The 20963-nt window shown below is 48.0% G+C and carries 15 protein-coding genes; 9 read left to right on the top strand and 6 right to left on the bottom strand.

Going from position 1 to position 20963, the window contains the following annotated elements; genetic code table 11:
* Positions 1-230: 230 nt before the first annotated feature.
* Positions 231-1526, bottom strand: a complete 1296-nt coding sequence (hflX, locus tag IV64_RS08060) for a GTPase HflX (RefSeq protein ID WP_057706737.1) — start codon at positions 1524-1526, stop codon at positions 231-233.
* 88 nt (positions 1527-1614) lie between these two features.
* On the opposite strand from hflX, the gene IV64_RS08055 reads away from it, so the two are divergent.
* Positions 1615-2052, top strand: a complete 438-nt coding sequence (locus IV64_RS08055; protein WP_057706736.1) for an NUDIX hydrolase — start codon at positions 1615-1617, stop codon at positions 2050-2052.
* A 138-nt stretch (positions 2053-2190) separates the two neighbouring features.
* A complete protein-coding gene (locus tag IV64_RS08050) occupies positions 2191-2505 on the top strand; it encodes a DMT family transporter (protein WP_057706735.1) in 315 nt (104 codons plus the stop codon).
* 394 nt (positions 2506-2899) lie between these two features.
* Here the strand turns inward: IV64_RS08050 and IV64_RS08045 are convergent, their stop codons facing one another.
* The 4 genes from IV64_RS08045 to IV64_RS08030 all read right to left on the bottom strand — a co-directional run bounded on the left by IV64_RS08045 (position 2900) and on the right by IV64_RS08030 (position 7131).
* On the bottom strand, positions 2900-3577 hold the full coding sequence (locus tag IV64_RS08045; RefSeq protein ID WP_057706734.1) for a histidine phosphatase family protein: 678 nt from the start codon (positions 3575-3577) through the stop codon (positions 2900-2902).
* Between the two features lie 12 nt (positions 3578-3589).
* Positions 3590-4246, bottom strand: a complete 657-nt coding sequence (locus tag IV64_RS08040; RefSeq protein ID WP_057706733.1) for a histidine phosphatase family protein — start codon at positions 4244-4246, stop codon at positions 3590-3592.
* Positions 4247-4312: 66 nt separating this feature from the next.
* Positions 4313-6169 (bottom strand): cation:proton antiporter family protein, encoded by a 1857-nt coding sequence (locus IV64_RS08035; RefSeq protein ID WP_057706732.1) that lies wholly within the window; start codon positions 6167-6169, stop codon positions 4313-4315.
* 20 nt (positions 6170-6189) lie between these two features.
* On the bottom strand, positions 6190-7131 hold the full coding sequence (locus tag IV64_RS08030) for a GrpB family protein (RefSeq protein WP_057706731.1): 942 nt from the start codon (positions 7129-7131) through the stop codon (positions 6190-6192).
* A gap of 712 nt (positions 7132-7843) precedes the next feature.
* Here IV64_RS08030 and helD point away from each other — a divergent pair.
* From helD to IV64_RS08015, 3 genes are all read left to right on the top strand, one after another.
* On the top strand, positions 7844-10150 hold the full coding sequence (gene helD / locus IV64_RS08025) for an RNA polymerase recycling motor HelD (RefSeq protein WP_057706730.1): 2307 nt from the start codon (positions 7844-7846) through the stop codon (positions 10148-10150).
* Positions 10151-10313: 163 nt separating this feature from the next.
* Positions 10314-11240 carry a nitronate monooxygenase gene (locus IV64_RS08020; protein ID WP_057706729.1) on the top strand — a complete coding sequence of 309 codons (927 nt, stop codon included), beginning with the start codon at positions 10314-10316 and terminating at the stop codon, positions 11238-11240.
* Positions 11241-11351: 111 nt separating this feature from the next.
* Positions 11352-11636, top strand: a complete 285-nt coding sequence (locus tag IV64_RS08015) for a hypothetical protein (RefSeq protein ID WP_057706728.1) — start codon at positions 11352-11354, stop codon at positions 11634-11636.
* Between the two features lie 566 nt (positions 11637-12202).
* Here IV64_RS08015 and IV64_RS08010 read toward each other — a convergent pair.
* Positions 12203-13300 (bottom strand): family 20 glycosylhydrolase, encoded by a 1098-nt coding sequence (locus IV64_RS08010; RefSeq protein WP_083491610.1) that lies wholly within the window; start codon positions 13298-13300, stop codon positions 12203-12205.
* Positions 13301-13506: 206 nt separating this feature from the next.
* Here IV64_RS08010 and IV64_RS08005 point away from each other — a divergent pair, with 206 nt between their 5' ends.
* The 4 genes from IV64_RS08005 to guaA all read left to right on the top strand — a co-directional run bounded on the left by IV64_RS08005 (position 13507) and on the right by guaA (position 20772).
* Positions 13507-14379, top strand: a complete 873-nt coding sequence (locus tag IV64_RS08005; protein WP_057706726.1) for a DMT family transporter — start codon at positions 13507-13509, stop codon at positions 14377-14379.
* A gap of 226 nt (positions 14380-14605) precedes the next feature.
* Positions 14606-18022, top strand: coding sequence for a bacterial Ig-like domain-containing protein (locus IV64_RS08000; protein ID WP_057706725.1), 3417 nt, complete (start codon positions 14606-14608; stop codon positions 18020-18022).
* Positions 18023-18197: 175 nt separating this feature from the next.
* On the top strand, positions 18198-19121 hold the full coding sequence (coaA, locus tag IV64_RS07995) for a type I pantothenate kinase (protein ID WP_057706724.1): 924 nt from the start codon (positions 18198-18200) through the stop codon (positions 19119-19121).
* A 94-nt stretch (positions 19122-19215) separates the two neighbouring features.
* Positions 19216-20772, top strand: a complete 1557-nt coding sequence (gene guaA / locus IV64_RS07990) for a glutamine-hydrolyzing GMP synthase (RefSeq protein ID WP_083491609.1) — start codon at positions 19216-19218, stop codon at positions 20770-20772.
* Positions 20773-20963: the final 191 nt, after the last annotated feature.

The raw sequence follows: 20963 nt of genomic DNA, 5'->3' as shown, positions 1-20963 counted from the left end.
CGATTCAAAGCCGATAGACCACGTCTTTGAATCGCCCTGCGACATTCACCGGCTAAGAACGCCAATCAATGTCGCCGACACAGCACACCGATACTGCCTGACTGCGCTAAACATAAATTGGATGGTGGTTATTAGCCAGAAACAATGGTTGACAGTTACTTCTAACGTTCGTGATAAACAAAAACAGCTCCGCAGTCAATTCTGCAGGAGCTGTTTCGTTATAGTCATCTTTAAGCGGGCGTAACCACGTATTTTTCATAACGTTGGGCATCCACACTGTTAAGTTCAACTTCTAGCTGGGTTCCGTCAGCCACGTAATCCGTCTTTAGAATGTTGGCGTTGTCGTTTAAATAAGCAACCACGTCACCATCGCTAAATGGGATGAGGAGCGTTGTCGTAACGTAACCTTTGAAGACCTTGTCCTTCATCATTTGAGTCAAGACTTGTAGTGACTTTTCGTCTTTGGCCGCGTAAATCAACTGATCGTCTTGTTGATTAGGATAGTTGGCTTCCGTCAAATCAGCCTTGTTATAGGCGTAGATCATTGGGATATCAGTGACGCCGATTTCTTTCAAAGTCTTATCGGTTGTCGCCATCATTTCTTTGTAATGTGGGTCAGCGTAGTCGATAACTTGGATCAATAGGTCCGCATTAGCTGCTTCTGCCAGCGTTGAGCGAAAGGCGTTGATCAAGTTATGCGGCAAGTTGCTGACAAAACCGACCGTGTCGCTGAGTAGCAATTGCTTGTTATCGGGGAAGGTCAATTGACGGATGCTCGTATCCAAAGTGGCAAAGAGCATGTCCTTTTCAAAGACCTGCTTGTCTTCACCCTTACCAAATAATCGGACTAAGCCGTTCATGGTCGTGGACTTACCAGCGTTGGTATAACCGACTAAAGCCACGTTAGGCAAACCGGCCTTGTCGCGTTGTGAGCGCCGGACTTCTTCGTCCTTATTGAGTTCCTTCAGTTCATGCTTAGCATGGCTGATGCGGTCTTGGATCGTCCGCCGGTTTAATTCCAGTTGCGTTTCACCAGAACCACGGTTGGTAAACCCACCGCCACCACCAGCTGCTGCGCCGGCTTGTTGGTCAAGCCGGTTCGAGATACTGGTTCGTAAGCGTGGTAATTGGTACTGAAGTTGGGCAATCTTAACTTGGAGATTGGCTTCCTTACTGCGAGCCCGAGTACCAAAGATTTCCAAAATCAGACCAGTGCGGTCAATAATTTGAAGCCCCGTTTGTTCTTCAAGGTTACGGACCTGACTGGGCGTCAAGTCGGCGTTAATCACCATAATGTGTAAATCATGTGCTTCGGCGTCTTCCTTAATCTCAACCACTTTACCTTTACCAAAGTAAGTGGCTGAGTTGGGTTTGTCCAACCCCTGGTCGATCCGTAGCGCAGCGTGCATGTTATTTGCCTCAACGAGGGCTTCTAATTCCGACATCGCGTAATCGTAATTAGAGACCGTTTTAGACATCCCGGCAATAATAACTTCTTGAACTTGATTCACGTTAGTTTCGGACATTCAATCACTCCTGACGTGTTATAGTTGCTTCAAGTATAACATGCCTAATTAAAATATTATTGGTTCAGGTATTAAGGGGGACTTTTAAATGGGTTACGTTTTAAATCTCAGAAAAAAAGTGGGCCACCAGCCGTTAGTCGTGGCCGGAGCGGCGATGCTTGCGCAAAATTCGGTAGGAAAAGTGTTATTGGTCTACCGCAACGATAATCACTGCTGGGGGTTACCAGCAGGATCGACTGAACCCGGCGAGTCCGTTCAGCAGACGGCCCGTCGTGAATTAAAAGAAGAAACGGGCCTAACCGTTGGTGACCTGACCTTGATTGACGTTTTTAGCGGTCCCAAGATGCACTACCGCTATCCTAATGGGGATGTGATCGACAGTGTGACGGTGCTTTACCGTGGCAATACTAACGGCGGTGAGTTGGTCAAAGCAACTGATGAGACGAGTACGGCGGGGTTCTATGAACTAGACGCGCTCCCGGAACCGCTAACGCCGCTGACGAAGTGGATGTTAACGGGGGAGTGAGTTTGACCGCTAAACCTAGTTTTGTTATAGTGAACTGAATTAATTAAACGGATTGTCACCGGACAATGTGCAACCACCTTCCTTAGGTCTAAGTGGAAGGTGGGGCGCGTTGTCCTTTTTATTTAGGAGGAATTTATAATGACGTGGATTTATTTAGTGGTCGCCGGGTTGTTTGAAGTGGTATGGGCGACGATGATGAAATTGAGTAATGGGTTTAGCCACTTGGGTTACAGCGCGGCGACCGTTGTTGGAATGATCTTAAGCTTCGGTTTCTTGGCCCTAGCCACCAAACATTTACCGTTGAGTATTGCGTACCCGATCTGGACGGGAATTGGCGCGGTGGGTGCAATTATCGTCGGCCTAGTCTTTTTCAAGGATACGATTGCACCGGTGACCTGGATCTTTATCGCAATGCTGATTATTGGCATTATTGGTATTAAGGTCACGAGTTAACGTGGCAGAAAAAGTCAGTATCTAGATTAATACAAATTAATCTTTTGCAAGCTATTCCGGTTGTCCGACAGTCATAACAATAGAAGACTATTTTGAGTGCAGTCAGGTAGCCTTGAGTGCTGTGTCGGCAAGATTGGCGAGCGTTTCATACGCCAATTTTGCGGGGCAATCCAAAGACGTGGGTTGTCGGCTTTGAATCGAGGTCACAGACCGAACCATGGCTGTGACCGTCCCCCAGAGCACTCAAGGTTACCTGACAGAGCGGCCAATTTAGGAATAACTATCGTAACTATTATGGTGTAGCTAGCAATTATAGACTTTTAGGCGACATAAATAGGCCTCTCAAACAAGCGATGATTCGCTGTTTGAGAGGCCTAATATTTTTTATTGGTTATTATGAATGTTGATTGGCGATGGTTGGGACCAGCTCTTTAGCGTAGTCCACAACTTTAATTTGGTCGCCGTCCACGTCAATGCGGGTTAGGCTACCGTTCTTAGGGCCCTGAGTGATGTCGATGTCAGGGGCGAAGTGGGCCACCATGCTTCGAATGGTCGTGCCGTGCGAAACGACCAAGACCTTTTCATGGTGGTCATGGTGCGCTTTTAGGTAGTCGAAGCCTTGGTTAATGCGTTCCCAGAAGGCCGCGTTGTCCTCAGCTTCGTGCCAAGGATCAATCGACTTCATTAGGTCGCGACTTTCTTCGATACTGATGTGGTCTAAGAGGGCGTGCAAGCTGTTAACACCGTACTTTTGGCCGACTAATGACCAAGCGCGGCTTGAATCGTCACCTTCGTAGTAGCCGTAGAAGACTTCCCGGAAGTTCATCAACGCTTTAGGTGTTAGATGAGTCAAGTTCGCAGCTTTACTGATGAGGCGAGCGGTATCAATGGCCCGCTTAGAGTCGCTTGAGTAAACGGCGTCAAACCTAGTGCCGGCGAGGGCTTGCCCGACCTTGGTCGCCGTTTCCTTACCGTAGTCCGTTAGCGGGGAATCTGACCAGCCCTGCATCCGGTTGAATAGGTTAAAGTAGGTTTGGCCGTGGCGAATAAAGTAAATTGAAAATTGTGACAAGGTTATTCCTCCTTACGCCAAGTGGTCTTTGCGACCCAAGTAGTCTAGCTGGACGTCGTCATCGGTAATTGTAAATTTAGTGACGCTCCCATTTTGGGGACGTTCCGGTGAAGTCAGCGTGGCAAATCGGTCGGCAATGCTGTAAATGGTATTGCCGTGTGAAACGAGCAATACTTTGTCACCGTCTTTTTGATTGGTACGCAAAGTATCGATGCCGCCGTTGACCCGTTGCCAGAACTCCGCATTGTTTTCAGCGCTATGGAAAGGATCGGCCTCCTTACAGAAGTCCTTAGCCTTTTCGATACCGTACTGATCAATGATGGCTGAAAGGGTCGGGGCTTTGTGGGGCGCGCCGACTTCAAACCAAGTCTGAGACGTGTCGCCGCCTTCGAAGTAGCCGTAAAAAGCTTCCCGGAAGGCAGCTAGTGGTTGGACGGTTAAATCAGCGTTATCACTGGCCGGTAGCATCAGTTGGGCAGTCCGCATTGCGCGGGACATGTCACTGGCGTAGGCAGCGTCGAAATGAATGCCGTTGAGCATTTTACCCGCGTTGCGCGCGTCGTTTTCGCCCACGGTTGTCAGTGGGGAATCACACCAGCCCTGCATCCGGCGGTATTTGTTGAAGTAGGTTTGTCCGTGTCGAACCATGTAAACGGAAAAAGTTGCCATTCTCTAACTCCTCTATATTTTAAACTAAGACACAATGTGTTCATTCTACCATAAAATGTTCAGGCGTTAGTTGGCGGTTGCTAAGGCTTGCCGAATGCGTGGCGCGTCTTGCTTGGAGCCGGTAAAAATCAACCGGTCGCCGAACATAATCATCGTGTTCCCGTTTGGCACGATCAGTTTGCGGTTGCGGATGACCTGACTGATGGTAATGTCCTTCGCAAAGGCGAGGTTCTTGATCTGCACATTGGTGTAGAGGTGGTTCACAACGCGAACTTCGTAAATACTGTTTTCGGTGTCACGGAGCATCAATAGCGTCGATGGTGATTCAATCAAGGCGCGCAGTAACGTGATGTTAGCTTCCGGTGTATTGTAAACTTCCACGCCTAAGTCCTTCAGTTCATCCTCGTGCTCGTTCAAGACGTTACGGTCTTCAAAACGTACAATAATCCGTTTGACCCCGTAGTCGTGGGCGGCCTTTGCTAACTCGTAGTTTCGTTCGGCGTCGATGTGACCCAAGACAAGAATGTCGGTATCAAAAACGGCGGCGTCTTCTAGGTCGCTGGCGGAAAAGTTTTCCATTAACGTTACGGGTAGCTGTGAGTGGTAGGTCTCGTAGTTGTGCTCGTGGTTCGTGTACATCTGAACGTCATACCAACCCTTACGTAACTGTTGGGCGACCGGTACCGTGCTTAAGTTAGCCCCGATAAAGTGGACCGACGTCTTGACGAGGTCTTCTTTTTCGGATGAATAGGCGTGGTTGAAAATTAACGGTGATACGATGCAGGTGATTAGGGCGGCCAGTAAAAAGGCGCCGGACTGGTCGGTCGTAATCGTGTGCATGGATTTAGCAATCCGTAAGACGGCTAGGACCATGGTCATAGTTGTGGCGCTTAAAGCCGTCCCGGCCAAGGCGTTTGCGGATTTGAAACGCAGCTTAAGTACCCAGTAGGCCCCAACTTTGGCTACCATGTAGGCGAGGAAAAAGAGTGGAATCAGAATCAACGTTTTACCGCTGGAGAGTAACGTGCGCAGGTTCAAATCGACCCCGGTCGTAATGAAGAAGATTGGGATGAAGAAACCATAACCGATGGAATCTAAACGTTCACGGGTACTTTCGCTCGGTTGTAACAGCTTCAAAACAATCCCAGCGACGAACGCACCTAGAATGTTTTCGGCTCCAACGGATTCGGCGACCGTAACCATTGTGACGATTAAGAAGAAGGCTAGGCGAATGTCTAGCTGGGTCGTCGACTTATTGATATTTTGGTAAAAACGGAAGAACGGTTTGAACCGTAAAAGTAAAAGTGCGGCAACCGCTAAGATTAATAATAATAGCCATAAGCTCTTGGAGTCACTCCCATAAACGGAAGCGTAGAGCGTTAAACCCATCATGGGGACCAGTTCACCAAAGACCCCGATTAATAGAATCGTTTGTCCAAACGCCTTGCTCAGGAGTTCCTTTTCTTTTAAGGCGGCGATGACGATTCCGAGGGAAATGGTGGCAAATAGGATGGTTGCCAGCCAGAAGTCACTGAATAACCCGCTAACTTTAAAGGCGGCGGCTAGGAGTAAGGATAAGATAACAATGGTTCCGTAAGCGTAGACCGATAACCGTACCGGTGAGTATTTCGGCAAGTTAACGGCGTTTTTTTGTTCCAGCGGTGTCAAAGCCGTGCGACGCTTTTTGAATAAGCTGAAGTCAATTTCCAGTCCGCTTAAAAATAGGAGGACAATGACGCCAATAGTGGAGAGCTGCGAAATTGAGCTAGTCGTGTTAACAAGGTTGAACACGCTAGGCCCAAGGATGATGCCGATAATGATTTCCATGACCGCGGTTGGGAGGCTGCTAATTTTAAACTTGGCCATTACTAGTGGAATCAGTAAAGCGGCAAATAAAATAATGACTAGTGAAACTTGATCCATAAGATAGATTCCTCGATTCGTTAATAAACACGTAGTTGGTCGTCGTCAAAGCCCCAGAAGGCTTCGTTTTGACTCGTGTCGGTAAAGACTTTGAGAATGGCGCTGATTCCGGGGGCTAATTTTTCGGGCGTCAGCGCGCTGAGTGGTTGCCAGCTGATGGCGCCTTCGTAAGACCCGGCTAACAAATGACCGGAATAGTCGTTAGTGGTGTACAGCGTTCCTAGTGACACGTCACCCTGATCATTTTCAACCCAGGTAACGGTGCCAACGAGTTTGAGCTGGTTAACGGTCAGGCCGGTTTCTTCTAGGACCTCGCGTTTCATGGCGCTGACTTGCGATTCGCCGGGATCGACGTGTCCGCCGGGGAAAGTAAGTCCGCGCCACTGTGCGTCGATCTTGTTCTCAACGACGACTTCGCCGGTTTTAGGATTTACGATCAAACACATGTTGACGAGCTCGGCGCGAACAGTGCGGTCGTGATGTTCATGCTGGTCCTTTGTGGCTAGCCAGTCACTGGCTTTGTCATTGATGCCTGCCATAAAGGCGGCCTTAGTTTGCAGGTAAGTCGTGGCATCTTGACTGGCCTTTTGCCGAATAGCCGTGTATTTGCGGCCGTCGGTACGGTGCGCGTTGAGGTAGTCACGAAAAGTGAGCAACTGCTGGTAGGCGTCTTGATTCGTTAAAATAATCAAGTGGACCGTTTGACCCAATAGAACCGTGCTAAAGGTGTGCGGCGCCCCGTCAATCAAGGCGAGGTCGAGCTGCTTGGCGACGGTCACAACATCGTTCACCAGTAGGGCTAAGTCAATGGTTGGCCGTGCAAGCACTTGTGGCATGGCGGTACTACCGACGTGACTGCTGGCAAGTAGGCTGGTTCCTAGAATCGTCTTTAAATTTGTTTGTAAGCGACTAGCCGTCGTGCGCCAGTCTGATTGGTAAGGTGTTAGTTCAACTATTTGCATGGCATTTCCCTCCAAGTATTCCCTTGAAAGATTACTCTTTTTGACGATTTTTGAAAAGGAATAGCTCACTTTCATGTAAAAATTCACGTAAAGGTGAAAATAATGTTCGTACAATCCCGGAAAAAACGATATATTAGAATAATATTGTTATAAAGGAGGAATCCGAAATGCGAACTAACCCGGAATGGATTTATTGGACGAACCGGATTTTACAGGCGTTTTGTGTCTTATTAGTCATTGTGATTACGATTGCTTGGTTAACGGGCATGGTCGAAGAATAAGTAGATATGAAATACATATTAGTGAAAAAGGTACCTGACTGGCTGCGCTGGAAGTGTGGCAATACTGCAACATAAGTTATTATATTTCTGATTATCAGAATCAAAAAGTAATCCTAATTTTAGTTTGCCGAAGATTCAATTAATAAATATAGGATAGAAGTTGAGATTAAATGTTCTTAAATCAACACTATGCTACTTAATAAATTTAAATCAACCTATAATGGTATAGGTTGATTTAGCGCAGGCAGTCAGAATTGGTGTGCTGTGTCGGTAACATCAGTTCTGATAGCCGGAGCGACTAATTTAAGTGCAATTATCGGAATTTTGTAGTTTTCATCTTGATGAACCATAATTAAATGGTTATTAATTGAGTCATGGCGCGGATAGTGCTAAAATTATTGTTCGATATTTAGGAATGGAGGGCGTCACAGATGGCTAAGTCAATTAAAGCTTTAGAACAAGAACACTTAGATCACGTGGTTGCAAAGATTAAGGTGGCCGAGGATCAACAAAGCCAAACCATTGCGCGCTCGGAGAAGGATCAAGCCGACATTAAAACCAACTTTTATAACGACGTTAATATTAAGACGGATAGTTATGAAGGGATGATGGAGACTGGTCTGTCCGTGCGCCAGCAGCAACAGATGTTAGATGAGCGTCAAAATAGCTGGCAACACGCGACTAAGCAGTTATCAACGCTTAAGAAGTTGGAAAAAAACGCGTATTTTGCGCGCTTGGATTTCCATGAAGCTGGTGAACCGAAGACCGAGACCATTTACATTGGGCTAAGTTCGTTTTCGGATACGCCGGATCACTTCTTGATCTATGACTGGCGGGCGCCCATCTCTAGTATTTATTACGACGGCGGGCTCGGCAACGTGACCTACAGAACACCGGATGGTCCCCAGTCAGTCAACGTAAAGCTTAAACGGCAGTTGATGATTGACGACGGAACAATTGTGACCGTCTACGATACCGACGAAGCGGTTGGGGACTCGATGTTGCTAGAAGTTCTAGACGAAAAGTCGGACGTTAAGATGAAGAGTATCGTAACGACGATTCAAAAGGAACAAAATACAATTATTCGGGATACGAGTTCCGATTTGTTATTCGTTCAAGGGGCGGCTGGTTCCGGGAAGACGTCGTCGGTCTTGCAACGGGTCGCGTACTTGTTGTACCGGTACCGCGGTAACTTAACGGCTGGACAAGTTATCTTGTTTTCACCGAACCAATTATTTAACGATTATATTAACCAAGTGTTGCCAGAACTAGGCGAACAAAACATGGTACAGATGACGTACTACCAGTACGCGTCGTACCGGTTGCCGCGGATGCAGGTCGAGACCTTGCAACAACGGTTTGAAGCCGAAAATACGGCGGCGATGTCTAAAGTGACGAAGTTGGAGGGGAGCCTAGCGTTCTTTAACGCGGTGACTACTTACGGCAAACATTTGGAACAAGCCGACATGCGTTTTCGAAACATCACGTTGAACGATGAGGTCATTATTCCACGGACAAAGATTAAAGAAATCTACTATTCATTTAATGAAAACTACCACTTAGGTAACCGGTTATCGGAAACCAAGGAAGAGTTAATTAAAATCTTAAATCGCAAAGTGGAATCTGAGATGCGGTCTAAGTGGGTTGAAGACGTCGTCCAGGACTTATCACGCGAAGAAATCAACCAGTTGTACGGTAACCAGCCCCGTGAATTTAAGAACGGGGATCAAGAATTTAAGTTCTTGGCACGTAAAATCGTTATGAAACGGTTAGGAACGGCTAGAACGCAAATCGTGCGGAACCGTTTCTTGAGTATCAATATGCAATACGCGCACTTCTTACGCGAAGTCCCGCAAATTATTGACCTAGCGAAATACGATATTACGCAGGACGAATGGGACGCTGCGGTTGAACAGAAATTAGCCAGCATCAAAGAACGGCACATTTCATTGACGACCGTCTCAGCCTACATGTACTTGCACGATTTGATGACGGGTAAGAAGGGCCAACGGGATATTCGCTTTGTCTTCTTGGATGAAATTCAAGATTACAACGCCTTCCAGTTAGCCTTCTTGAAATTTAGTTTTCCAAATGCCCGCTTTACGATGCTCGGTGACTTGAACCAAGCCATTTTCACTAAGGAAAACAGTCACACGCTGATTGGTGAACTTGAAACGTTGTTTGATCCGGAGAAGACCCGGGTGGTTCAATTGACCAAGTCGTATCGGTCTACCCAACAAATTACCGATTTTACTAAGGAAATCTTAGTGAATGGTGAAGCGGTAACTGCCTTTGATCGCCAGGGGGACCTCCCTAACGTGGCGGTGACGAGTGACTTTGATGATGCCGTGGATAAAGTCGTTGACCAACTTGCGATGAATGATTCGGACCGCGATACAACGGCCATCATTGGTAAGACGCTAGCCGAATGTGAAGCGTTGACCGATGCGCTGCAAGCTCGGGGTGAAAAGGTCACGCTGATTCGGACCGAAAACCAACGTTTAGCACCCGGTGTCATCGTGGTACCATCCTTCTTAGCTAAGGGACTTGAATTTGACGCGGTGATCGTGTGGAACGCTAACCCGGATAACTACCAGCGCGAAGATGAACGGCAATTGCTGTATACCATCTGTTCACGGGCGATGCACGAATTAACAATCGTGGCGGTGGGCGAATTGTCACCGTTACTCAGCCGTGTTAACCCAGAGCTATATACGTTAAATGAAGCGACCGTTTAGTCGTCGTAAAATGACCTGCCAGGATTAGACCAAGTCTAGTTATGGCGGGTCTTTTTTTGCGCTTTAATGCGGGACAAATTTGATGAATTGTCGATAGTAATCGACGTTTAATTGTGATATTCTTAACAAAATGGAAACGATTACATAATAGGAGGAATGAATAATGACGATTACTGAAATGTTAGGAATCCAGTACCCGATATTTTCTGGTGCGATGATGCACATTGCGGATCATCGGCTCGTTGGGGCGGTGTCTGAAGCGGGCGGCCTTGGCGTTTTAGCTTCTGCCGGACTCAGTGCTGATGAATTACGGGTCGAGATCGTAAAAACGCGTGAATTGACGGATAAACCGTTTGGCGTAAACTTGATGCTTCAAATGAAAAACTGTCCGGAATTGGCGCAGGTCATTATTGACGAAGGCGTCAAAGTTGTGACGACCGGCGCTGGGAACCCGGCATCGTACATTGGCCCGCTCCATGCTGCGGGAATTAAGGTTATTCCAGTGATTGCGTCGGTACACCATGCGCATAAAATGGTCGCGGCGGGGGCCGATGCGGTCGTCGCGGAAGGGCAAGAGTCTGGTGGGCACATTGGGCAAACGTCAACGATGGCCTTGTTGCCACAAGTTGTTGACGCGGTTGATATCCCCGTCATCGGGGCTGGTGGTGTCGGTGATGGTCGCTCAGTTGCCGCCATGTTTGCGCTGGGCGCTTCCGGCGTTCAGTGCGGGACCATCTTTTTGACGGCGGCCGAATGTCCGGTTGCGGAAGCCTACAAGCAGCGGGTCTTAGCGGCAAGTGATACGGAAACTATCGTAACGGGACGCGCCCACCGGGATCCGGTTCGGTCATTACGTAACCCAATGTTGGAACACTATTTACAATTAGAACAAGCAGCGGCGCCGGTTACGGACTTGAAGCAATTAGCTGACGGGGCGTTTGAACGTGCGGTTGACGCCGGAGACGTTGAAGGCGGCAATCCGATGGCGGGTGAAATTGCGGGGATGTTCACAACGATTCGTCCCGCTAAAGAAATTATTGAAGATTTATTTAGCCAAGCAAACCAGGTGGCGAGTGCGTTAACAATCTAAGTTTGGATTGATAAATGGATTGGTTATTCAAGAAAGCGCTTTCTTTTGTTATAATTGACCTATAAGCCGACGGTATTAATAGGGCAACTACTAATAGAAAGCGTGATTGATATGATTATTAAGTCAACGTTAGAAAATTATTTAGCATTTTTCAATACCCCACTATTATCAGCTGGGCAAACCATTGGTGAACTGGTTGTTTTAATTCAAGCGCACTACGCACAACGTCAGACCGATGAGCACTTATCGATTTACTACGACGCGGTCGCCGATAACATCGTGATTGATTGGAACGATCAGCACCAAGTCATCAAACGTTTCACGAACGACCACTTTAATCGCATTGAATCAGCTTATCTAGCCATGCAGGACGAACAGCGAGCTGTACAAGCTTAGTCTTAATATAAAAAAAGGTCTTTTCCGTTTTAGCGGGAAAGGCCTTTTAGATTGGAATCAGTTATTGTCTAAAGGTTATGCAGTTCAAAATTGCCATCAAGGTTGTAGTAGTGGGAAGTGTTGTTTTAAAATAGCCGCTCCGTCGGGCAGTCTCGGTGTGCTATGGGGGCCGGCCCCAGCCATACTGCGGTCTGGGACCTTGATTTAAAGCCGATAGACCACGTCTTTAAATCGCCCCGCAAGATTGGCATATGGGGCGTCTGCCAATCTTGCCGACACAGCACACCATGACTACCCGACTTTCGCTAAGCACAAAATTATTTAGCCCCAGTAATTAATGGCATAGCCAGAGGTCGTCGCTGATAGTATCGGTCGTGAAGGTGGTATTTGGTCGGCGCTTTTTTGCCGACCTTAGACCACGGACGGTCCGGGACAATTGCGGTTTTTGCAATTGTTCCGGGCGAGGGTTAAGACCGTTTCTCAGGCTTAACCTGGTCCCACGACCGCATGCTATCAGCGACAACCGGACTAGGTTATAAAGGAATAACGCTCTTTGGGGTTAGGCGTTATTGCTTAAAGTAGGCCGTTAAGAACGGTGCGGTTTTGCTAACGACTTGGGACTGCGAGTAAGTTTTCTCGCCGTCGCCCCAGATGGAGATGGCCGAGCCGATGTTTTTGCTGCTCTTAGCGAGGTCTTTGTGGTTCGTCTTATCCCAGACCTGAACGTTCCAGTTTTTCTTCAAGTCATTTTTCCAGTAATTGACGTTACTCTTCTTGAACGTCGCTGGTTTCGTAATGATGTAGAGGTACCAGAAGTTAGCGTTGATGGTTTGAAAGCCCGCTTTGTTGAGTTGGGGAAGGGTTGGCCGAATCTTGCGGTGAAGTTTGACCTGCTTGGGGTCGTCGTTTTCACCGTCGTAACTCCAGTAGGTGATCAGGATGTTATGGTCGATCTTCTTCAAGTCTGCGCGCATCAGGCCGTCGTTCCACATGGTGGTCTTGAGGTGCTTCTTATTTAGGTAACGGTTCAATGTGTTGGTATATTTAACAGTGTTAGGTTGATGAGTTGCGGTGGACGCACTGTATTCGTCGCCACCGATGGCCATGTGCTGGCCGCGGTAGAGCAAGCCGACGTATTCACCCAAAAGCTTTTTGACAAACGGGGCCGTTTTGGCTGACCGGAGATTCAACTCATTGCCCGTCGTGACTTTTTTGGCCAGTTTCTTATTGGTAGCGCTGGACGTCTTGAGCAATTTGACGAGTGCCTTAGCGTGACCGGGCGTATCGATTTCAGGAATGACTTCGACGTGACGCTTGTGACCGTAAACGATAAGGGAGCGGAGCTGTTTTTTGCTCAAAAAGGCGAGCTTAGTTTTACGGTTATAATAGACGCTTCCCTTGTGACGGGCGTTTTTGGTCGTTTGATTCAACGTTTTGCTTTCGACGCCGTAACGGTGGTCGTCCGTTAAATGCAACTGAATAAACGTCCCACCCCCAGCATGGACGCGGCGGATGAAGCCTTGGATCGTTTTGACCGAGTAATACTGCCGAGCGTTATCTAGAATTAGTCCCTTGGATTTCTTAGTTGCCTGTGCAGACTGTGTCATGAGGCTAATTCCTAGGATTAGCGTCAGAGTGAGTAATCCCCATCGCCATTTGTGCATATTTATTCCCCCAATTAATAAAAGCTAATAGTTTAATATATATAGTTTTTTTATCAGAGTGCAACCATTTAGCACTATAAAGTTTAGAAAACTTTGGATTAGTAACAATTGACGGCTAATCCGTTGAATTGAGAAGCCAAATTAGCGGTATAATATTTTCTGTTATTTTAATAAAGTTAAAATTTGGTGTGAGAGAGTGTTAGTTGATGAATTCAAAGGTGTTAGGCTCAGTGTTGCTGAGTAGTGCGGCGGCAATCTGGGGCGGGACGTTTGTGGCGGTCAAGGAAGTCGTTGGGTTGATCCACCCGCTACAACTTGTCTGGTTGCGGTATCTGGTGGCATTGATTTTTCTAATCGGATTTGCGTTGTTAAAACGCGAAAAGTGGCACGTGCAAGTTAAGGATTACAAATGGTTTGCGCTGATTGGCCTGACGGGGTATGCCGTGTCAATTGTCATGCAGGAGACGGGGACGTGGTTTTCCAGTGCCCAGACGGGAGCGGTCGTAACCGGTTCAACGCCGACTTTCATGGCGCTATTTGCGTGGCTATTATTTAAGGAAAAACTCAACCGGGTTAAAGTGTTCGCGCTAATTTTAGCGACTTTAGGCGTGGTGATGATCGTCGGGATTCACCTCGCCGGCAAACACATCCTAGTCGGGGTGTTGTTGCTGATCTTGGCGGCGCTGACGTGGTCGTTGATGTCTGTCCTAATCAAAAAGGTGCCCGATTACAGTGCGCTACAGATTACTATTATTTCCACGATCATTGCGATGGTCTGTTTGACGCCGTTTGCGTTGAGCACGCCGGATGCTTTTGCGGGTGTGAACTTCTTGAATTTGAAAGTATTAACCTGCTTGATTTACGTGGGGGCTATTTCCACCGCATTTGCGTTTGTGATGTGGAACGCCGGGTTAACGCTAATCAGTACGAGTACTTCGGGCTTGTTTTACTTATTGCAACCAGTCGTCGGGACGCTGCTCGGCTGGTTATTGCTGGGGGAAAATTTAACCCCGGGATTCGTCGTTGGTTCGGCGCTGATCCTAGGGAGCGTATTTGTATCAGTTCGGTACGCGGCGTAGCGGAAAAATAATTGAAATAAAATTAACACGGGATACGGTGGTCAGCTTGACGATCGTATCCCGTGTTTTAGTTTCTTTATGCTTAGATAGTTAACATAGGTAACTTTTTATACGTTTAAGTTGATTTACATAATATGATTCAGTACTATAATTAATAAGAGGGTTCTTATTTAAGCATACTTAATCATTATAGTGGAAAAGTGATTGACAGCGGGGGCGACAAATCATGACACAAGTGCAAACAACGAAACGTCATTACAAGATGTATAAAAAAGGTCGGTTTTGGGTTATTGCCGGAATTACGGTAGCAACCATGGGGTTAACACAGGTTGTGGGGCAAGCCGACACGAATGAGTCAGCTAATAACAGCATTGATACGACGGTTACGAGTGGTCAATCAACGGGGTCAGCGGTACCGTTAAAGACTACTGGAACGCCAAAAGTGGAATCGGAATCCCTGACCACGACTGGTAAGGTTGAAACGAAAAATCAAGGCGATTCAGAACAACCAGTAAAGCCCGCAGTGTCAGACGCGCAGCCTGATGAAAAGACGTCGGCTGAACCAGAAACGCCAGCACAGTCCGGCACGTCCGATGCACAGAATAATGAAAAACCAGCAACGGGTGCTGGGCAGGAATTGAATCAGAATAATGAACTGACCAGTGATGCCGCTGCACCGGCTGACAAGGATGCCGCACAACCGACAGCGCCTAATCAGAAGAAGGCGTTGCGGGATGCACCCGGCGCACCAGCGGATGATGATCAAGATTTAAGTGACCAGTTTGAAGATCCAACCTTACTGGCCGCCGTTCGCAAAGGGATGAGCTTGAAGGATGACCAGTTACTGACTAAGGCCGCCATCAAAGCTTATGGTCACGGCTACGGACAGAGTCTGAATGTGACAACTTCGGTTAACGGGACTGTTCAGCCGGTAACGAGCCTTAAAGGTTTGGAAACCTTGGCTGATTTGCCATCCCGGGTTTCAGTCAACTTCCAAGTGGCAATCGGAGCTAGCTATAAAGAGATGCCGAATTTCGATTTTACACCGCTGAAAGCGGTTACTTTGAGAGGGCTAACGTTAGAGACGCCTTACTGGGGGGCCGCAACGGATGAGCAGTTACGGACGATTGCTGATTTGGACCCGCACTATATCTATGACTTAGACTTTGGTTCGTCTAAGTCGATGTCGATTAATCCTTACGGAATGAACAACCATCAATTTGCGATCTTAGCGCCGTTCGTGCAAGCGGTGCTTGAAAATGATTATCCACAGTCTAATCCGGTGGCGTCGTTTGCCGGAAATAGCATTACCGATTTTAGTCCGCTGAACACGTTATCGGCGCATAAAGGTGGACGTGTGACCGGCTTTCTTCAGTATGCTTGGAACAAACAGGCCGTTAGTTATCGACAGGGAGATACGGTCGTCGTCACTTCGCCAATCAAGGGGATTCATGGTGAATCAATCAATTATCAGGTCCGCTACTATCAAGCTGATGGGACGGCTAGTGGGACGTTGGTCGTGGCCGACGCCAACCAAGTTGCTCAGAAACAGGCTGACGGCACCACGGCAACTGTTTGGCAATATACGTTAGTTAACCCGCAGTTGTTCCAAGGGCAGCTAGTATATGGTCAATTTTATCTTAGCGATGGGTCGTATACGACGTACCCAACGGATCTCAACGGTCAGTCGATGAACGGATTTGATTTACTAGCGGGTGCGCTGGTCTTTCAACCAGTGACCCAATCAAAAGCTCAGATTAGCTTTGATCCAAGTGAAGTGGTCATGGGTCCGAACGCAACCTGGAACTACTTAGACCACCTGGCTAGTGTCAGTGATTACGACGGCAATGCGATTGATACCAGTGAATGGGCTAATTTAAAGATTACTAATGTGAATAACGGTCCAGATTTAACGCAGGCGGGCCAACAAACCGTCACGTTCGCGTACACCGATGACCAGGGCGTCGTGCATTCAGCGACGGCCATCGTCAACGTACTTGCGAGTCAGGCGACGATTACGGCTAAAGATGATCAAGTTGTTTGGCCACAAGACGTCTCAAAACTGACGGCGGCTGATTTGGTACAGAGCGTGACCGACGCCTCCGGTAAAGCAACCACTGATTTCACCGGGGTTACGATGACACCGATTAACGCAGCACAGGCGGGTGCCCAAACGGTGACGCTAACTTATACGGACGCAGTGGGAAATCCTGTCACGGCAACGATGACTGTGACCGTTGACCTAGCCAGTTTGACGACTAAGCCAACACAAGTCATCGCTGGTCCGAACGCTAAGTGGGACTATTTAAGTGACGTCGACAGTGCGACGGACAGCACGGGGCAATCAATTGATAGCAAAAACGCTGACGTGCAAGTGGTTACGGGACCCGACTTGAGTGATGCCATGATTGGACAACCACAGACCATTGTGTTGGCGTACACCGACAATTTAGGCCGGACGCAGCAGTTCACCGCGGTGGTCACGACGGTTAAAACTAAGGCGGTTGTGAGTGGTGTTCAAAACGTGACGATTATCGCTGGACCAAAAGCCAGCTGGACGTTAAACGACAGTATCGATTGGCAAAAGACGTTTGCGGCGGACGGCACGCAGCTTTCCGCAGCAAACTTGAACCAAATCACGGCCACTGGGACACCAAACGTTCAGAAACCTGGAACCTATACCTTAACGTTACGGTACGTGGACGCCGCTGGAAACTTAGCGACGGATACGGCGACCGTTAACGTGGTGGCTTCACAGGCGACGCTGAAAGTAGCCGACAGCCAGTTGAAAGTCGGGGATACTTGGCAGCCGGGTGACAACTTGGTCCAAGTAACCGACGCAACGGGTCAGCCACTGACAGTGAGTGCAGTGACGGTTAGCGGAACGGTGGATACCAGCGTTGCCGGGACGTACCCAGTAACTTACACGTATACCGATATTGTGGGGAACGTCTATACCCAGACGGCGGTTGTTACAGTCGTTGAGGCCGGCAAACCGGACCAACCGGGTGACGGTGGCGGTACAACGACCGATCCAGGTAATGGCGGTGGTACGACGACTGATCCCGGCGATGGTGGTGGTACAACGACTGATCCCGGCGATGGTGGCGGTACGACGACCGACCCAGGTGACGGCGGTGGTACAACGACCGACCCCGATAATGGTGGCGGTACAACGACTGACCCAGATAACGGCGGTGGCACAACGACCAATCCAGGTGATGGTGACGGCATAACAACCGACCCGGGCAATGGCGACGGGATTACTGATCCAGACGACGGTGGTAACGCGGTTGATTCGGGAAATAACAATAGTACGACCGATTCAGGTAACGGTGACACGATTACGGAACCTGGTACCAGCGACACGGTTAAACCAGGAAATAATGGCGAGACGAGCCAACCAACTGCGCCTATCGAGGCTCAGAAACAAGTGGCACCAGTTAAAACGGCACGACCAGCACGGACGTTAACTTCAACTAGTCAGGCGGATCATACGGTTGCCCCCGCGCAAGCTAAGGCGACGGCCTTACCGCAGACCGATGAACGGGCGACTGGCTTAGCCGGAATCCTTGTGGGTGTGCTTGGTTTGACCGGTTTGTTAGCTGGATTAGGTGCGAGTCACCGGCGGCACGAAGATTAGCTTGTTATTAAAAAAGTCATCCTAATCAGGGTGGCTTTTTTAGTAGGGACGTGTTTTGACTTGCGAGCCCAACGATTAGTTATGTAATGATTGATTATGGTTAAATTAATCCCCGGCAAACAGTATATTTTATGCTATAATCAACCCATTAATTTACTAATGGTGGCAGACAACTATGGAAGAGCAATTGAATTATTATCGCTTCTCACGGGAACAGTGGAAGCAGTTTTACCGCGACGGGCACGTGCCGTTAACCGCCGACAACTTACATGAGATTAAAGCGTTTAATGATCGCATTAGTTTGGATGATGTCCGCGAGATTTATTTGCCGGTGACCCACTTGTTGCAGGCAAAGTTTGAGCACTATTTATCCTGGCGGGCGACGGAATCGTCCTTTTTGCGTCGTCAAAACCGACAATCGCCCTTCATCATCGGGGTATCGGGGAGCGTGGCCGTGGGGAAGACGACCACGGCGCGTTTGCTAGAAATACTACTGAAGTACTTGTATCCAGATCGACGGACGCAGCTGATTACGACGGACGGCTTTTTATATTCCAACGCTGAATTAAAGAAAATGCAGCTGATGGAACGCAAGGGCTTTCCGGAAAGCTACAACATGCCACGGCTAATTCAGTTTTTAAACGACGTTAAGAGTGGTCGGCCGCTAGCGAAGGCGCCGGTGTATTCACACCAAACTTACGATATCGTGCCGAACCGGTTCGACGTCATTACCCACCCGGATATCTTAATCATCGAAGGAATCAACGTCCTCCAGCTACCGTCTAACGAGCGGATCTACATTAGCGATTTCACCGACTTTTCGGTTTACGTGGACGCTGACGCCGACCTGATTGAATCGTGGTACTTGGACCGGTTTGAGGCGTTGATGAAGACGGCTTTCCAAGATCCTAAGAACTATTTTTACCCGTGGGCGATTGGCGATCATGGTGAAGCAATCGAGATGGCGAAGCGGGTGTGGGAAGACGTTGATTTGAAAAACTTGAATGATTATATCCTGCCGACCCGCAATCGTGCGGATTTGATTTTACACAAAATTGCGCACCATGTGATTGACGCTGTTTATTTTCGTAAGTATTAGCGCCTAAGAAATTTCTCATATTTATTGACCACTTGTTTAGAAATCAGTATGATAGACCTATTGAGCATTAACTAATCCAAAAGGAGTGAACAACTTGGCAAAAACGGACACCGCGTCTTTCGACTCAATTCTTGTGTTGGATTTTGGTAGTCAATACAATCAGTTGATTACCCGACGCATTCGTGATTTCGGCATTTATTCGGAATTACTGCCTAATACGATTTCCGCTGAAGAAATCAAAGCCCGCCACCCTAAGGGAATTATTTTCTCTGGTGGCCCCAACAGTGTTTACGATGATGGCGCCTTTCGGGTTGATCCTGAGATCTTCAACTTAGGCTTGCCTATTTTGGGAATCTGTTACGGGATGCAACTGATGACTTACATGCTTCCGGGCGGTAAGGTCGAATCAGCTGACAACCGGGAATACGGTAAGGCTAACATCCAAGTGACCGGCGACGCGTCAACCTTGTTTGACGGGACGCCTAAGGAACAGTCAGTTTGGATGAGCCATGGTGACTTGGTTACCCAAGCACCAGATGGTTTTGACGTGGTGGCAACTTCGAAGAACTGCCCAATCGCAGCGATTCAAAACGTTGACAAGAAGTTCTACGGGATTCAATTGCACGCCGAAGTTCGGAACACGGACTACGGCGAAAACATCTTGAAGAACTTCGCGTTTAACGTCTGCCAAGCGGAAGCTAACTGGTCAATGGATGACTTTATCGATATGCAAATCGAAAAGATCCGGGCTGAAGTTGGCGATAAGAAGGTCTTACTCGGATTATCCGGTGGGGTCGACTCCAGTGTCGTTGGCGTGTTATTACACAAGGCCATCGGGACGCAATTAACCAGTATTTTCGTGGACCATGGTCTGTTACGTAAGGGTGAAGCTGACCAAGTTATGGCTAGTTTGGAAGGTAAATTCGGACTGAACATCATTAAAGTTGATGCGAAAGAACGGTTTATGAGCAAATTAGCTGGCGTTAGCGATCCAGAACGTAAGCGGAAGATTATTGGGAACGAATTTATCCAAGTCTTCGACGAAGAAGCGACGAAGTTAAACGGGATGGAATTCTTAGCGCAGGGGACGTTGTATACTGACGTCATCGAAAGTGGGACGTCCACGGCGCAAACGATTAAGTCTCACCATAACGTCGGCGGGTTGCCAAAAGACATGCAGTTCAAGCTGATCGAACCATTACGGACTTTGTTCAAGGACGAAGCACGTGAATTGGGTGAAAAGCTAGGCATGCCATCTGCCCTTGTGTGGCGGCAACCATTCCCAGGCCCAGGTCTTGGGATTCGGGTGATTGGTGAAATCACGGAAGATAAGCTTGAAATCGTTCGTGATAGTGATTATATCTTACGGGATGAAATCAAAAAGGCCGGCTTAGACCGTGAAATCTGGCAGTACTTTACGGTATTACCAGGGATCAAGTCAGTCGGTGTCATGGGTGATGGCCGGACGTACGATTACACAGTCGGTATCCGGGCCGTAACGTCAATCGACGGGATGACCGCCGACTTTGCACGGATTCCATGGGACGTCTTGCAAAAGATTTCCGTACGGATCGTAAACGAAGTCGACCACGTTAACCGCATCGTGTATGATGTTACGAGCAAGCCACCTTCGACTATTGAATGGGAATAAAATGCAGGTATCACTTGAAGTGAAAAGCTTGATTTAACGGCATTTCAGACGAAGTGAAACGGGTTGAAATGGGTAGAATTTACTTGGTTCCCTGCCAAAATCCTGCCAAAAAAATCTCCTTGAGTTTCGGGCAATCTGCGATAATCCCTTTATGGTTGTCAGATGAAATACAATAATTCATCTGATGATTA

The sequence above is a fragment of the Lactiplantibacillus xiangfangensis genome, from assembly GCF_001438845.1.
Lineage (GTDB): Bacteria > Bacillota > Bacilli > Lactobacillales > Lactobacillaceae > Lactiplantibacillus > Lactiplantibacillus xiangfangensis.
The sequence above is the reverse complement of the archived record's forward strand: the minus strand, read 5'-3'. Positions and strand labels throughout refer to the sequence as shown.

Bases quoted from the DNA above. Each gene is read 5' to 3' on its own strand.
- IV64_RS08010 (WP_083491610.1), bottom strand. From the start codon at position 13,300: ATGCACAAATGGCGATGGGGATTACTCACTCTGACGCTAATCCTAGGA.
- helD (WP_057706730.1), top strand. From the start codon at position 7,844: ATGGCTAAGTCAATTAAAGCTTTAGAACAAGAACACTTAGATCACGTG.
- IV64_RS08005 (WP_057706726.1), top strand. From the start codon at position 13,507: ATGAATTCAAAGGTGTTAGGCTCAGTGTTGCTGAGTAGTGCGGCGGCA.
- IV64_RS08055 (WP_057706736.1), top strand. From the start codon at position 1,615: ATGGGTTACGTTTTAAATCTCAGAAAAAAAGTGGGCCACCAGCCGTTA.
- coaA (WP_057706724.1), top strand. From the start codon at position 18,198: ATGGAAGAGCAATTGAATTATTATCGCTTCTCACGGGAACAGTGGAAG.
- IV64_RS08030 (WP_057706731.1), bottom strand. From the start codon at position 7,131: ATGCAAATAGTTGAACTAACACCTTACCAATCAGACTGGCGCACGACG.
- IV64_RS08050 (WP_057706735.1), top strand. From the start codon at position 2,191: ATGACGTGGATTTATTTAGTGGTCGCCGGGTTGTTTGAAGTGGTATGG.
- IV64_RS08040 (WP_057706733.1), bottom strand. From the start codon at position 4,246: ATGGCAACTTTTTCCGTTTACATGGTTCGACACGGACAAACCTACTTC.
- IV64_RS08020 (WP_057706729.1), top strand. From the start codon at position 10,314: ATGACGATTACTGAAATGTTAGGAATCCAGTACCCGATATTTTCTGGT.
- IV64_RS08035 (WP_057706732.1), bottom strand. From the start codon at position 6,169: ATGGATCAAGTTTCACTAGTCATTATTTTATTTGCCGCTTTACTGATT.
- hflX (WP_057706737.1), bottom strand. From the start codon at position 1,526: ATGTCCGAAACTAACGTGAATCAAGTTCAAGAAGTTATTATTGCCGGG.
- IV64_RS08000 (WP_057706725.1), top strand. From the start codon at position 14,606: ATGACACAAGTGCAAACAACGAAACGTCATTACAAGATGTATAAAAAA.
- IV64_RS08015 (WP_057706728.1), top strand. From the start codon at position 11,352: ATGATTATTAAGTCAACGTTAGAAAATTATTTAGCATTTTTCAATACC.